The sequence below is a fragment of the Streptomyces blastmyceticus genome (assembly GCF_039521185.1).
Classification (GTDB): Bacteria; Actinomycetota; Actinomycetes; order Streptomycetales; family Streptomycetaceae; genus Streptomyces; species Streptomyces blastmyceticus.
This window is the reverse complement of sequence record NZ_BAAABW010000026.1, coordinates 721,110-733,889: the sequence shown is the minus strand read 5'-3', so window position 1 is coordinate 733,889 and position 12,780 is coordinate 721,110. Positions and strand designations below refer to the sequence as shown.

General features: G+C 73.8%; 15 protein-coding genes. 5 read left to right on the top strand and 10 right to left on the bottom strand.

The annotated features are described in order from the left end of the window. Positions 1-38: 38 nt before the first annotated feature. From ABD269_RS25620 to ssgD, 3 genes are all read left to right on the top strand, one after another. Complete coding sequence (locus ABD269_RS25620) at positions 39-338, top strand: YciI family protein (protein ID WP_344121438.1); 300 nt, start codon at positions 39-41, stop codon at positions 336-338. A gap of 85 nt (positions 339-423) precedes the next feature. Continuing rightward, positions 424-1,608, top strand: coding sequence for a sensor histidine kinase (locus tag ABD269_RS25615; protein WP_344121436.1), 1,185 nt, complete (start codon positions 424-426; stop codon positions 1,606-1,608). Positions 1,609-1,738: 130 nt separating this feature from the next. Continuing rightward, positions 1,739-2,155: a spore wall synthesis regulator SsgD gene (gene ssgD / locus ABD269_RS25610; protein WP_344121433.1), complete on the top strand. Its 417-nt coding sequence runs from the start codon at positions 1,739-1,741 to the stop codon at positions 2,153-2,155. A gap of 19 nt (positions 2,156-2,174) precedes the next feature. On the opposite strand, the gene ABD269_RS25605 is transcribed toward ssgD, so the two are convergent. Continuing rightward, positions 2,175-3,707, bottom strand: a complete 1,533-nt coding sequence (locus tag ABD269_RS25605; RefSeq protein WP_344121431.1) for a hypothetical protein — start codon at positions 3,705-3,707, stop codon at positions 2,175-2,177. An 18-nt stretch (positions 3,708-3,725) separates the two neighbouring features. Further along, entirely contained in the window at positions 3,726-4,232 is a 507-nt protein-coding gene (locus tag ABD269_RS25600; protein WP_301891348.1) for an inorganic diphosphatase, read from the bottom strand. Positions 4,233-4,588: 356 nt separating this feature from the next. On the opposite strand from ABD269_RS25600, the gene ABD269_RS25595 reads away from it, so the two are divergent. Together ABD269_RS25595 and ABD269_RS25590 are read left to right on the top strand one after the other, a co-directional pair. Further along, positions 4,589-5,524, top strand: a complete 936-nt coding sequence (locus tag ABD269_RS25595) for a dihydrodipicolinate synthase family protein (RefSeq protein ID WP_344121427.1) — start codon at positions 4,589-4,591, stop codon at positions 5,522-5,524. Positions 5,525-5,577: 53 nt separating this feature from the next. Further along, positions 5,578-5,958, top strand: a complete 381-nt coding sequence (locus ABD269_RS25590; RefSeq protein WP_344121425.1) for an MmcQ/YjbR family DNA-binding protein — start codon at positions 5,578-5,580, stop codon at positions 5,956-5,958. A 74-nt stretch (positions 5,959-6,032) separates the two neighbouring features. Here ABD269_RS25590 and ABD269_RS25585 read toward each other — a convergent pair whose 3' ends face one another. The 8 genes from ABD269_RS25585 to ABD269_RS25550 are packed head-to-tail and all read right to left on the bottom strand — an operon-like array spanning position 6,033 to position 12,408. Beyond that, the gene (locus ABD269_RS25585) at positions 6,033-6,848 is read right to left on the bottom strand and encodes a TIGR03619 family F420-dependent LLM class oxidoreductase (protein WP_344121423.1); all 816 of its coding nucleotides are present in this window, start codon (positions 6,846-6,848) and stop codon (positions 6,033-6,035) included. Then, the gene (locus ABD269_RS25580; RefSeq protein ID WP_344121421.1) at positions 6,845-8,179 is read right to left on the bottom strand and encodes a class I adenylate-forming enzyme family protein; all 1,335 of its coding nucleotides are present in this window, start codon (positions 8,177-8,179) and stop codon (positions 6,845-6,847) included. The genes ABD269_RS25585 and ABD269_RS25580 overlap by 4 nt, the downstream gene beginning before the upstream one ends. Beyond that, positions 8,176-8,691, bottom strand: a complete 516-nt coding sequence (locus ABD269_RS25575; RefSeq protein WP_344121419.1) for a beta-ketoacyl-[acyl-carrier-protein] synthase family protein — start codon at positions 8,689-8,691, stop codon at positions 8,176-8,178. The genes ABD269_RS25580 and ABD269_RS25575 overlap by 4 nt, the downstream gene beginning before the upstream one ends. Then, complete coding sequence (locus tag ABD269_RS25570; RefSeq protein ID WP_344121417.1) at positions 8,688-9,803, bottom strand: beta-ketoacyl-[acyl-carrier-protein] synthase family protein; 1,116 nt, start codon at positions 9,801-9,803, stop codon at positions 8,688-8,690. Before ABD269_RS25570 ends, ABD269_RS25575 begins: the two co-directional genes overlap by 4 nt. Then, positions 9,797-10,237, bottom strand: a complete 441-nt coding sequence (locus ABD269_RS25565) for a 3-hydroxyacyl-ACP dehydratase FabZ family protein (RefSeq protein ID WP_301891338.1) — start codon at positions 10,235-10,237, stop codon at positions 9,797-9,799. The genes ABD269_RS25570 and ABD269_RS25565 overlap by 7 nt, the downstream gene beginning before the upstream one ends. Further along, entirely contained in the window at positions 10,188-10,742 is a 555-nt protein-coding gene (locus ABD269_RS25560; protein WP_344121413.1) for an acyl-CoA thioesterase, read from the bottom strand. The genes ABD269_RS25565 and ABD269_RS25560 overlap by 50 nt, the downstream gene beginning before the upstream one ends. A gap of 11 nt (positions 10,743-10,753) precedes the next feature. Then, positions 10,754-12,139, bottom strand: a complete 1,386-nt coding sequence (locus ABD269_RS25555) for an aminotransferase class III-fold pyridoxal phosphate-dependent enzyme (protein ID WP_344121410.1) — start codon at positions 12,137-12,139, stop codon at positions 10,754-10,756. Then, entirely contained in the window at positions 12,136-12,408 is a 273-nt protein-coding gene (locus ABD269_RS25550; RefSeq protein ID WP_344121408.1) for an acyl carrier protein, read from the bottom strand. Before ABD269_RS25550 ends, ABD269_RS25555 begins: the two co-directional genes overlap by 4 nt. Positions 12,409-12,780: the final 372 nt, after the last annotated feature.

The window sequence follows — 12,780 nt, the reverse complement described above, 5'->3', positions numbered from 1 at the left end:
GGTCCCGTGGGCGGGTCCGCGCGCGTAGCCTGTGGATCATGTTCGTACTTGAGCTGACCTACATCGCGCCGATCGAGCGCATCGACGCCGCCCTCGCCGAGCACGTCGCCTGGCTCGACGCGCACTACGCCTCGGGCGTCTTCATCGCCTCGGGCCGCAAGGTCCCGCGCGACGGCGGGATCATCCTCGCCATCGGCGACGACCGGGCGAAGATCGAGGAGATCACCAAGAGCGACCCGTTCAGCGTGGCGGGGGTGTGCGAGTACTCGATCACCGAGTTCGTCGCGACGAAGACGGCGCCGCCGCTGGAGCCGTACCGCCAGGAGCTGCCGTCCTGAACTGTCAAAGATTCATCCTTTCGGCCCATGGCGGGTGGCTGTAAGGGCGATCCCCCGGCCCCGGGGGCGCCCATAACGTGAATGCATGACCCCCATAACCCTGCCTTCGGCCCTCGACCGCCCCCCGACCGCCCGGCTGCGGCGCCGCTACGGGTGGCTGCTGGCCGGTCTCTGCGGGCTGTGGGTGGTCGAGGGGCGGCTGCTGAGCCGGGGTGCCGCGTATTCGGGCCACGGCGGCGGGCACCACGCGCACCTCGTGGTGTGGTGCGCGGGCCTGCTGGTCGCCGCGTGCGTGCTGCCGTGGGCCCAGCTCGCCGTCCGCGCGGTGGCGGCCGTCGTCGTCTCCTGGTCGGCGACCGGCTATCTGCTGGCCGTCGGCGCGCACGTGCCCGTCTGGGGCCTGACCGAGAGCGCGGCGCTGCTCGTCCTGCTGGCGCTCGTCGCCTGGCGCACGCCCGTACGGGCCGCCGTGCCGCTGGGGATCGCGCTGTCCGCGGGCGTGCTCGCCGCGCCGGTGCGGGACGCCGACGCGCTGAGCACCACCGTGGTCGCCTACTCCCTCGTCGTGGCCGGGGTCGCCGCGCTGGGGCTGTGCCTGCGCTACCGGGACGCCGAACGGGCCAGGGCCGTGGCCGCCGCGCGGGAGGCCGAACGGCTGGAGCTGGCGGGCGAGTTGCACGACTTCGTCTCGCACCACGTCGCCGCGATGACCCTGCTGGCGAAGGCCACCGGCTCGCTGGCCCGGGACGAGCGGATCGCGGCCTCGCTGCGGGACATCGAGGAGGCGGGCGACGAGGCGATGACCACGGCCCGGCGGCTGCTGCGCGTGCTCCAGCAGGACGAGGCCCACCGCGAGCCGCTGCCCGGCCTGGACCGGATCGCCGGGCTGGTCGACGACTTCTCCCGTACGAGCCCCGGCGCCCCGCGCGTCTCCCTGTACGTCGACCCCCGCTTCGACGCCGGGCTGGCCCCCGAACTGGCCGCCTCCGTCCACCGCATCGTCACCGAGGCCCTGGCCAACGTGGCCAAGCACAGCCCCGGAGCGTCGGCCGTGGAGGTGGCGCTCCGGGGCGCGGGCCCGCGCCTGTTCGTCTCCGTGCGCGACAACGGCCGCGGCCCGCAGCCCGCCCGCCGCACCCCCGAGGACAGCGGCGGGCTGGGGCTGGTGGGCCTCACCGAGCGGGCCGACGCGATCGGCGGCTCCCTGACCGCGGGGCCGGTGCCGGGCGGGGGCTGGGAAGTGCTCGCCGTGCTGCCGGTCCGGCACTGACGGCGGCGCGAGAGTGACGCAGGTCACATCGGATTCATGTGGCTGAGGGATTCGATCCGCCGTCTCTCCAGGAGAAGCAGAGAGAGGCAAGGACCCGCACCACCCCAAACCGACCGCAAGGGAGCACGCGTTGTCCACCGTCATCGACCAGGCTGTCCAGGCACGGCTGATCGCATCGGCCCCGAAGGACCGCGCCGTTCCCGCGCAGCTCCGCTATGTGCCCTCAGATCCCTTCGCGGTGCACATCGCTTTCCCCCCAATGGCGTCCCTCGACGGGGCGGACGTGGCGTGGGCGTTCGCGCGCGAGCTCCTGGCGTGCGGTTTGATCTCCCCGGCGGGCGGCGGCGACGTCCACGTCTGGCCGTGCGGCCCGGACCGCACCGTGCTGGAGTTCCACGCGCCCGAGGGCATCGCCATGGTCCAGATCGACACCGCCGAACTCCGCCGCTTCCTGGCCCGCTCCTACGCACTCGTCCCCGCCGGCATGGAGACCGCGCACCTCGACATGGACACCGACCTGACGGCACTGCTGGACTCCAGCCCCTGAGAGCGCCCCGTGGCGAGCGTCACGGGGCCACGTACGCCACCCAGTCCGTGCCGCGCAGCGGATGCGCCCGCCACCCGCGGGCGTACGGCGGCAGATACCCGTCACCCGGGTCGTACAGCACGGCCATCGGCTCCCGCGCCGCGGCGCGCACCAGGGCCGCCGTCGTCGTCGACCGGTTGTTCCCCATGGTCTGCGCGGACGCGCACCCCGCCTCATAGGCGATCGGCTGCGCCCGCGGGCCGCTGACCAGGCACGGCGCCCGCAGGCCCAGCCGCTCCAGGCCGTCCGCGGCGCGCCGGTAGCGCACCGTGGTGTCCCGCGCGTCCGCCGCGTTCACCCGCAGCTCCTCGACCTGTACGGCGAGATGCGCGGCCAGCACGGCGCACAGCAGCGCGGCCACGCCGGTACGCACCCGGGCGTCGCGCACGGCCCGGAGCGCGTGGGCCGCGAGCCCGGCCACCGGCAGGGCCGCCAGCGCGTACGCGGGAAGCAGGAAGCGCGGCGCGGAGTAGTCCAGCAGGAGCAGATAGGGCACCGCGACGGACAGCGCGCAGGCGACGGGCAGCAGGGTCACCGCCGCGCGGCGGCGCGCCCTCAGCGCGAGCGCGCAGGCCGCGGCGGCGAGCACGGGCAGCAGCAGCCACCACAGCGAGTGGGTGAGCGGCGGCGCGGCGATGCGGCAGGGGCGGCAGAGCAGCGGCCCGTCGAGCGCGCGGAACGTCGCCGACACCCCGCCGCCGAGGTGGGCGCCCATGCCGCCCTCGGTGTCGCTGGAGATGTCGAGCCGCCGGGTGATCCCGCCGAAGCGGACGTACGCCTCGACCGCCCACTGCACCCCGCCCAGCGCGAGCCCGCCGAGCACGGCGGCCACGGTGCCCGGGCGCCGCCAGGCGCGTACGGTCGCGCAGACCGCGAGCAGGGGCAGGGCGAGCCAGACGCCGTCCGGCGCGCGGAAGAGAGTGGCGGCGGCGAGCGAGAGGGCGAGGCCGGTGAGGGCGCGGCGCGGCCTATCGCTTTCCTCGCGGGCGCGCAGGAACCAGCCGACGGCGGCGACCGACGTCAGCGCGACCCAGAGGTTCGGCATGACCTGCGGCCCGCTGAGCACCGTGATCCACAGACTGCCGAAGAGCGCGGTCGCGAGCGCCGGCCGCAACCGCCCGAGCAGCGGCTCCCACACCTTGAACGCCGCGTACAGCGCCGCCGACGACAGCAGTACGAGCGCCACGCGCACGGCGAGCGCCGAGGAGGTCGCGGCCACGACGGGGGCTACGAGGAACGAGACGCCGCGGGAACGGGGCGCGCTGAAGAACGCGGCGGGGTGCCGGGGGTCGACCTGGGAGAGATAGACCGTCTCGTCCCAGCCGAGGTTCATATGGACGACGGCGTAGCAGAGTTGCGCGAGGGCGTAGAGGAGGGCGACGCCGGCGAGCGGCGGTATCCGCGGCCGCACCGGCGCCCGGCCCTCGGGCGCCGGCCGGACGGGAAGGAGCGCCCCGGCCCTCCGGTGGGGCGCCGTCGGCGTGAGGTCGGAGTGCCGTTCCGTGGGGGCCATGCCCCCTATCTACCGCACTTACGGCCGCTGTTGCCCCCGCTTCGCGGCCGCCGCCCGCTCGACCGACGCCGCGATCTCCGCCTCGGCCGCCGCGCGGTCGGCCCAGCGTGCGCCGCTGTCCACCGATTTGCCGGGTTCGAGCTCCTTGTAGACCTCGAAGAAGTGCTGGATCTCCAGCCGGTCGTACTCGGGCAAGTGCCGCAGATCTCTCATGTGTTCATGGCGGGGGTCGTTGGCGGGCACGCACAGGACCTTGTCGTCCTCGCCCTGCTCGTCCCTCATTCGGTACATCCCGATCGCGCGACACCGGATGACCACCCCGGGGAAGGTCGGCTCCCCGGCGAGCACGAGGGCGTCGAGGGGCTCGCCGTCCGCGCCGAGGGTCTCCTCGACGAAGCCGTAGTCCGCGGGATAGCGGGTGGAGGTGAACAGCAGCCGGTCCAGGCGGATCCGGCCGCGCTCGTGATCCATCTCGTATTTGTTGCGGCTGCCTTGCGGGATCTCCACGACGACGTCGAAGTCCACGGGTGCCCTTCCGTTGGCGGTCGGCTGCCTCCCATGGTGGCGCGGCGCGGGTGCGGCGGGAAGGTGTCGGCTCTGCCGGGGCACGAGCCCCCGGACCGCGCTGCCGCGCGGTGTCCTCAATCGCCGGACGGGCTTGGACGGGCTGCAGGTCGGCGATTGCGTGCTGCACATCCAGCCCCGTGAGGGCACCTCTGGGGCCCCGGACGGAGTCCGGGGGGCCAGGGGATTCCGGGGCCGCCCGCCGCAGGCGGGAAGGTGTCCGGCTTGCCGGGGGACGGGCAGGGCGGGGGCTTGATCCGGCCGAGGGTGGGTACGCAAACCCCAGCCTGCTGTGAAGACGGTGAAAGGGGATCCGCATGCCGCTGCCCGTGCCCCTTCGCGGGGTCGTGCCTCCGCTCTGCACGCCGCTCACGTCCGGCGGCGACGTGGACGTCCGCTCGCTCGGCGCGCTCGTGGAGCATGTGCTGTCGGCGGGCGCGGAGGCCGTGTTCGCGCTGGGATCCAGCGGGGAGGCCGCCTTCCTGACCGACGACCGGCGCGGCACCGCGCTGCGGGCCGTCGTCGAGGCGGTCGGCGGGCGGGTGCCCGTGCTGGCGGGCGCCATCGACATGACGACGGCCCGGGTGCGGGCGCACGCACGCGCCGCGGAGGCGCTCGGCGCGGACGCGCTCGTCGTCACCGCCCCCTTCTACGCGCTCGCGCACCCCGTCGAGACCGCCGGGCACTTCCGCCGCGTCCGGGCCGGCACGGGGCTGCCGCTGATCGCGTACGACATCCCGTCCGCCGTCCACAGCAAGCTCACCGCCGCCACCCTCCTGCCGCTCGTGGAGGACGGCACCCTCGCCGGGCTGAAGGACAGCAGCGGCGACCTCGACGCGCTGCGCGTGCTGCTCGCCGGGCTGCGCGAGCGCGGCCTCGACCGGACGTTCAGCGTGCTGACCGGCTCCGAACGGGCCGCCGACGCCGCCCTGCTGGCGGGCGCCCACGGCGTCGTGCCGGGGCTGGGCAACGTGGACCCCGCGGGATACGTACGGCTGTACGGGCACGCCCGCGCGGGCCGCGGCCGCGAGGCCGCCGCCGAACAGGACCGGCTGAGGGCGCTGTTCGCGCTCACCGAGACGGGCGACCCGGCCGTGATGAGCAGCGGCTCCTCCGCGCTCCGCGGCTTCAAGACCGCCCTGCACCTGCTCGGCGTCATCGACTGCCCGGCGACCGCCGCGCACCCGGACCCCCTGCCGGAGGCATCCGTACGGACCGTGCGCCGACTCCTCGAAGAGGCCGGCCTGCTCTGAGCGGGCCCGCGGGTTAGCGTGGGGCTCCCGTCCCACCCTTCCCGGAGGCACCCATGGCCACGACCTCAGCTCCCCTCAAGGCACGGGCGAAGATCCGCGCGTTCGCGCTCGGGCTCCCGGGGGCCGGCGAGGAGTTCCCCTGGGAGGAGGACGCCGTGATCAAGGTCAACAAGAAGATCTTCGTCTTCCTGGGCTCCGAGAGGAACACCGAGACGCCCGGCATCAGCGTCAAGCTCAAGGACGAGGAGGCGCACGGCCACGCCCTCGCCGTGCCCGGCGCCGCGCCCACGGGCTACGGACTGGGGCGCTCGGGCTGGGTGTCGATCCCGCTGACCGGCGGGGACACCCCGGTCGAGCTGCTCTGCGACTGGGTCGAGGAGAGCTACCGCACGATCGCCCCCAAGAAGCTCGTCGCCCAGCTCGACGCGGGCTGACCCGGGAGGGGGCGCCGAGTGCCGCCGGTACTGCGGATGCGGCCATCGCCGAGCGCTGCCTGGCAGCGGGCCCCTCACCCGGTGAGCGTTGCGTGCAGGGGGGCCAGCAGGGAGACGTCGTCGGTCGTGACGGTGAGGTGGGTGGCGCCGGCGGACCGCCAGGCGTCGGCGAAGGAGCGCCAGGTCGCCGACCGTTTTCCGGGTTCGGGGCGAAGGCGGGCCTCGATGCCGAAGGCGGCCGCGTCGCGGCCCGCTTCGGCGACCGCCGTACGCAGTTCGGTGATGAGACCGGCGGCGCGGTTGACCCGGTTGGCGAGCAGAGCGGACATGGTGAAGCCGTCGGCGAGGGCGGCGATCCGGTGCAGCGAACGGGGTCTGCCGCCGGTGCGCAGGGTGCCGCCGCCCATCCAGAGGGGGATGGGGCGCGGCCGCGGGGTGAGGGTGACGCCGGAGAACGCGACGTGTTCGCCGTCGTAGTGCGCTTCCGGTTCCGTCCACAGCAGGCGCAGCGCGCGGACCTGTTCCTCGAAGAGGGCTCCGCGGGTCTCCCGGGCGACGCCGAGGGCGGCGGACTCCGCGAGGTCGGACCCGATGGCGACGCCCAGCCGCAGCCGGTCCCCGCTGAGGAGGGCCAGTTGCGCGGCCTGCTTGGCGGCGAGCACCACCGGGCGGTGCGGCAGGATCGTCATCGCGGTGGCCAGCTCGATCCGGGTCGTCACCGCTGCCAGGAACGCCACCAGCGTCAGGCTCTCGTAGGCGGGTTCGGTGGACACCAGGTGTTCCGGGACGGACAGGTGGTCGTATCCCAGGCCTTCCGCGGTCACCGCGAACTCGCGGAGAGCGGTGGGGGAGAGGGACGTCGGGAGGGTGCAGCCGAGGCGGAGGGTCATTTGCGGAAGGTTTCGGGGTCGGCGGCGGAGATGAAGACCGCGCGCGGGCGTTCGGCGGGCAGGAGCCGGGAGTTGAGGATGTGCCGTACCGCCTTCTCCCCGCCGGGCACGGGGTCGGTGACCGACAGGTGCACGTCGAGCACTTGGGTGCCGCCCTCGTTCACCACCTTGGGCACGCAGTGCACGACTCCCGGGATGGCGTGCGCGGCCTGGCGGACCGTGTTCAGCGAGACCTTCTCACCGCGCAGCACCACGAAGTCCGACAGCCGTCCGTGGAAGGTCAGATAACCGTCGTCGATCGAGAAGGCGTCCCCGGTGGCGACGGTCCGCGGTCCCACCAGGACCCGCCTGCTGCGTTGCCCGACCCGCCGCAGCAGCACGGTGTCCGACTCGACCAGCAGCTCGCCCACCCCGTCGTGCGCCTCGCGCAGCGACGCGCGTACCCCCGGCAGCGGGCGGCCGACCGAGCCGTACCGGTGCGCGGGCTCGGCATGCGCGGCCAGTGTCGACACGCGGGGCCCGGCCTCGGTCAGCCCGTAGGTCACATACAGCTCGCCGGACGGCCGCGCGGCGAGCAGGCCCGCCACTTCCGCGGGATCGAGCCGGTCGCCGCCCACCGCCAGCGCTCGCAGGCCACCCGGGACGAGCCCGGGGTCGGCCAGCAGCTGGCGGGCGATCGTCGGTGTCACCGCCGAGTGCGTCACTCCCCGTGCGGTGATCGTGTCGCGGTACGCGGTGAGGGAGAACGGAGGCCCGTCGAGCACCAGCCGTGCTCCGGTCACATAGGCCGCCAGTGCCTGTGCCACCAGGGCGTAGGAGTAGTACAGCGGCAGGTTGACCAGCAGCGTGTCGGCCGCGGTGATGCCGGTGGCCCCGGCGTGCAGGCGGGCACCGTGCAGGAGCGAGGACACCCGGTGCACGCACGCGCTGAACATTCCCGAGGTGCCGGAGGTGGACAGCAGGATCTCGCCCGGCTCGTACCGGGTGGCGGGGTGCCCGGTACGTACGGCGAACGCGCCGCCCACCGGCACCCGCGACTCCGCGCCGGTCAGCCGGGTGGTGACCACCACGCCGGCCCCGACATGCCCGGCCAGCTCGAGGACCCGCCGCCACGGTGTGCTGGGCGGCACGGCCAGCGGCACCAGACCCAGCAGCAGTGACGACAGCTGCACCCGCAGCAGTTCGGCCCCGTTGGCCATGCAGAGCACGACGGCGTCGCCCGGTGCCAGGCCCAGCCCGGCCAGGTCCTCCAGCACGTCGTCCACACCGGCCGGCGCGCCGTCGATCCGCGTCAGGAAGTCGGCCACACCGGACCGGGTGATGCCGTTCACCGGTCCGCCCCGGCGCCGGTAAGGACCAGGCAGCGGCACAGCTGCCCCTCCGCGGTGGGCTCCAGACCGGCCAGGAGCACATGGCGGGCCTGCCCGTCCGCAAGCCATCCGTCGATCACCGTGAGCGCCACGGGGGTGGCCGCGTCCGGGTGCATCGCCAGCAGCAGCGACGGTCCGCGCAGCCCGTGGCGCAGGGCGGAAAGACCGGCCAGCACCCCCGGGTTCGCCCCGGCGAAGCGCAGCGGCGACACCCGGGATCGCGGTACCGACCGGGCGATGGCGCGCATCGTGTGCTCGCTCCCGGCCGCGCTCATGACCACGATCCCGGTGTCGTCGGCGGCGTCGAGCACGGGCTCGGCGCAGTCCGCCAGCGCCCGGTCCACCGTCTCGGCGACCAGCCAGGCCGCGGGGTCGGCGTAGAAGGACGGTTTGTTCACGGAGTGTTCCGCCGGGTCCTCGGCGACCACCGTCGCCGATCCCAGCACCCGCGTGCCCGGCAGCACGTGTGTCATGCCGTCATCCCTTCGAACAGTAGACACGTGTTGAACCCGCCGAAGCCCAGCGTCAGGCTCAGCCCCACCCCGGCGCCCACGGGGTGTGCCGATCCCGTCGCCAGCCGCAGCGGTGCCGCCGGCTCGCGCAGCCCGACGACGGGCGGGACCTGCCGGTGGCGCAGCGCCAGCACCGTCGCGACGGCCTCCAGGGCCCCGGTCGCGCCCAGGCTGTGCCCGAACGCGCCCTTGGTGGCGAACACCAGGGGCGCGTTCTCCCCGGACCCGAACAGTTCCAGCAGGCTGCGTGCTTCCACCTCGTCGTTGAGAGGAGTCCCGGTGCCGTGCGCGTTCACCACCGCGACGTCCGCGGGCGCGAGGCCCGCCGACGCCAGGCAGCGCCGGACCGCGCGCACCACCGCGTACCCGGACGGGTCAGGTGCGGTGAGCCCGGCGGCGTCGTTGGACGCGCCGGCCCCGCGCAGCCGGGCGTACACCCGGGCGCCGCGCTCCCGGGCGGAGTCGGGGTGTTCGACCACCACGAAACCCGCGCCCTCGCCGAGCAGCATCCCGTCGCGTGTCCGGTCGAACGCCCGGATGCCGGTGGGACTCATCGTGCCCAGTGCGGAGTGCCCGAGCCGCTTGGCCTCGGTCACCACGTCCACGCCGCCCGCCACGACGATGCGCCGCTGTCCCGAGCGCACCAGGGCGTGCGCGACGGCGATCGCGTCCGCCCCGGCCGAGCACGCGGTCATGACGCACACCGGTTCACCGGGGTGCCCGATGCCCGCCGCCGCGTCGTCGGCCCACGCGTGCAGCGCCGGCTCCTCCTCGTCCAGGGACGCGCCGAAGCTCGTGCCCAGCACCAGGCCGACCCCGGGGTCCGTCGTGGACAGGCCCGCGTCGGCGAACGCGGCGGCCAGCGCCCGCCCGGCGAGCACCCGTTGGCGCTTGCCCGAGTCGGTGCCGTACGGCACCGACTCGACCACGCCCGCGAGGGTGTTGCGCAACGGGTGTGGCGATTCGACGGGCGCCAGCCCCGATTCGCCCGCGCACAGCCGGGTCCAGACCGCTTCCCGGTCCCGGCCCAGCGGGGTGTCCCAGGCGAGTCCGGTGACGACCGGGGTCACCACGGCCGGGCCCCCGCCGGGTCGATCTTCGCCCGGCTCATCGCGGCACGGAACCGGGCGACCGGCCGGTCCTCCACCTTCGCCGTGGCGGAGAAGGTGAAGGTGTGGCCGGACAGCCGGTCCGCACGCACGTCGAGCACGACCTGGTCGCCGGGCACGACAGGGGCGAGGAACCGGCACTTGACCGTGCCGACCAGGGTCACCTCGTCGTCGGCGAGCGGGGCGCTGCTCAACTGGTAGAGCAGCACCCCGGACTGGGCGAAGGCCTGCATGGTGTGGCTGCCGGGCAGGATCACCCCCGGGGTCAGGCCGCGCTCGGGCAGGTGCCCGGACACCGCGCCCATCTCCGCCGAGACGGCGAACATGCTGCGCAGGAACACGCCGGGCTCATGGTCGAGCACCCGGTCGATGAACAGCCGGGGGTGGCGTCCGCGCACCAGGGCGGCGATCGCCGAGGTGCCCAGCGGACGGGGTGCGCGGTCCGCTGCGGGGGCGGGAGCGGAGGGTGCTGCTTTCGTCTGCTGCATCGGGGACGATTCCTCTCAAGGCGTGTCGCGGCGGTGCCGGCAGGGGCACCGGGCGACGGGTGTCGGGGTCGACGGCGGCGTAGACGAGGTGGCCGGACACCAGCGGGGTACGGGTGCCGTCCCCCTCCTCGCGCAGCAGGCTCACCGCGAGCGTGAACCAGGCCGCGCCGACGTGCTCGACCCGGGTGTCCCCCACGACCACGTCGCGGTGCACGGCGCTGTTGAGGTAGGTCACCTGGAGTTCGGCGGCGACCAGGTCGACGCCCGCCGCGGTGAAGGCGGTCAGGCCGGCGCCGTACGCCTCCAGGTACTCCGTGCCCGCGGTCTCGATCAGCGAGGTGTAGCGGGAGAAGTGCACGATCCCGGTCGCGTCGGTGTCGACGTGCTCGACCCGGGTACGGAACGCCGTGCTCACCGCCGGGGTGTTCACTGCAGGGCCCGGGCGCCCGCCGCCACCCGCTCCACGACCTCGTCGGCCAGCGCCTGTCCGGTGTTCAGCGGCAGCACGATCCGCAGGGTGGGGTGGACGTAGCGCCGTCCGCCGGACCGCTTTCCCGCGCCCGCCATGAACTCCGCGTACACCCCGGCTTCGATCAGTGCCCTGCGCAGCGCGCCCATCTTGGCCGCCGCGGCGGCGGTCAGCTCCACGCCGAGCATGAATCCGGTCCCGCGGACCTCCGTGAACACCTCCGGGTGGCGGCCCACCAGGACGGTGTCGAGCTGCTTGGCCAGGTGCGCGCCGACCTCGGCCGACCGGCGCAGCAGCCCTTCGGCCTCGATGTGCTCGATCCCGTCACGGATCACCGCGCAGGCCGAGGGCCGCAGGTCGGAGGTCGAGACGGCCCCGGACGCGCGGACGGTCAGCTCCCGCCGGGCGATCACCATCGACGTGGACACCGCGCCCATGCCCAGGTACTTGCCGATGACGGTGATGTCGGTGGGCACCGGCCCGTCCGCGTCCCGCATGGCGAAATACCTGCCGGTCTTGGCGAAGGTCAGCACTTCGTCGGCGACGAGCAGCACGCCGCCCTCCGCGCACAGCCGCGACAGCCCGCGCAGATAGCCGGGCGGCGGCTCGAGGATGCCCGCGTCGCCCTGGATCGGCTCGACCACCACGGCCAGGAGCCGGTCGCCGAGCGCGGTGAAGGCTTCCTCCAGGGCGGTGGGGTCGCCGAACGGGATGTGCTCGACCCGGACACCGTACGGGCCCGTGGTCTCCGGCGTGGGCAGCCCGGCCTGGTAGTGCCTGCGGTTGAGCAGCTGCACCAGTCCGTCGGTCCAGCCGTGCCAGGCGCCCTGGAAGGCCAGGATGGTGTCGCGCCGCTCCTTGCCCGGGCGGTGCTGCAGCCGCCGGGCGTCGAACCGGGACTCCAGCACGAGCCGCAGCGCCAACTCGTTGCCCTCCGAGCCCGAGTTGCGCCCGCTGACGTGGTACTGCCCGTTGGGGAAATGGTCGGTCCACAGTCCGCCGGGGCCGAAGAGCCGGTCGAGGAGCTCCGCCCGTTCCAGCGAACCGAGTTCGTCGGTGACGCTGCCGACCCCGGTGCCGCGCGCCACCGCCGCACGCACGACCGGGTGGTCACCGCCCAGCGTCGCACTGGCGTAGCCACCGCTGGCGTCCAGCAGCCGCAGCCGCCTGCCCCGGTGCTCCGGGCTCAGGTCGACCACGTCCAGCTCCAGGCCGCTCCCGCCCACGCAGGCGAACGGCAGTCGCCCCGCCCCGTAGTGGTTGAGGTGCAGGTCCGCGCCGCGCGACAGCACACCGGCCAGGTCCCCGGTGCGGTCGTCGCGTGCGGCCGGGGCCGTACTCATGCAGTGGCCGGGGAGGACTGGCCGGCCCCGGACAGCCGCTCGATCAGCGCGAGTACGTCGCCGAGGGTGGCCAGCTCCTCCACGGCGAAGGCCTCGTCGGGGATGTCGATGCCGAAGGACTCCTCGCATCGCACGCGCAACTCCACGAAGCCGAGCGAGTCGATGCCGTAGCCCTCGCGCAGGCTGTCGTCGAGCTGCATCTGGTCCGTCGGTACCTCCACCAGCACATCGGAGGACAGAATCTGTTTGATCGTCTGCAAAGGGTTCATCAGCGTTCTCACCTCTGGACTGGGTTTATCCTAAAGGGCACGACTGAGCATCCGGCGCCTGGAAAAGCCGGAGGGAATGCAGCAGCAAATCGGACGGTGGCGGGCCGATAGCCACCGTCAACGACCGTCGATAAAGCCGACGTCGGCTGTTGGTGGTTGCTGAAGCTAGTTTGCTGGATCATGGCCTGTCAACGCGACGTCGGATCACGCCAGTCGTGCGCCGCGGGCACCGGTGCGGGAGCCGTTTGCGCAGGAATCCGGCAGGGCTCACGTGATGATCCACTGACCAGCGGATTTACCGGCTCCGGTCACCGTCCGCACCCTGTGAGCGCGCCCCTGAAGTGGGCTGATGGCGCTTCAGGAAGGATGGCC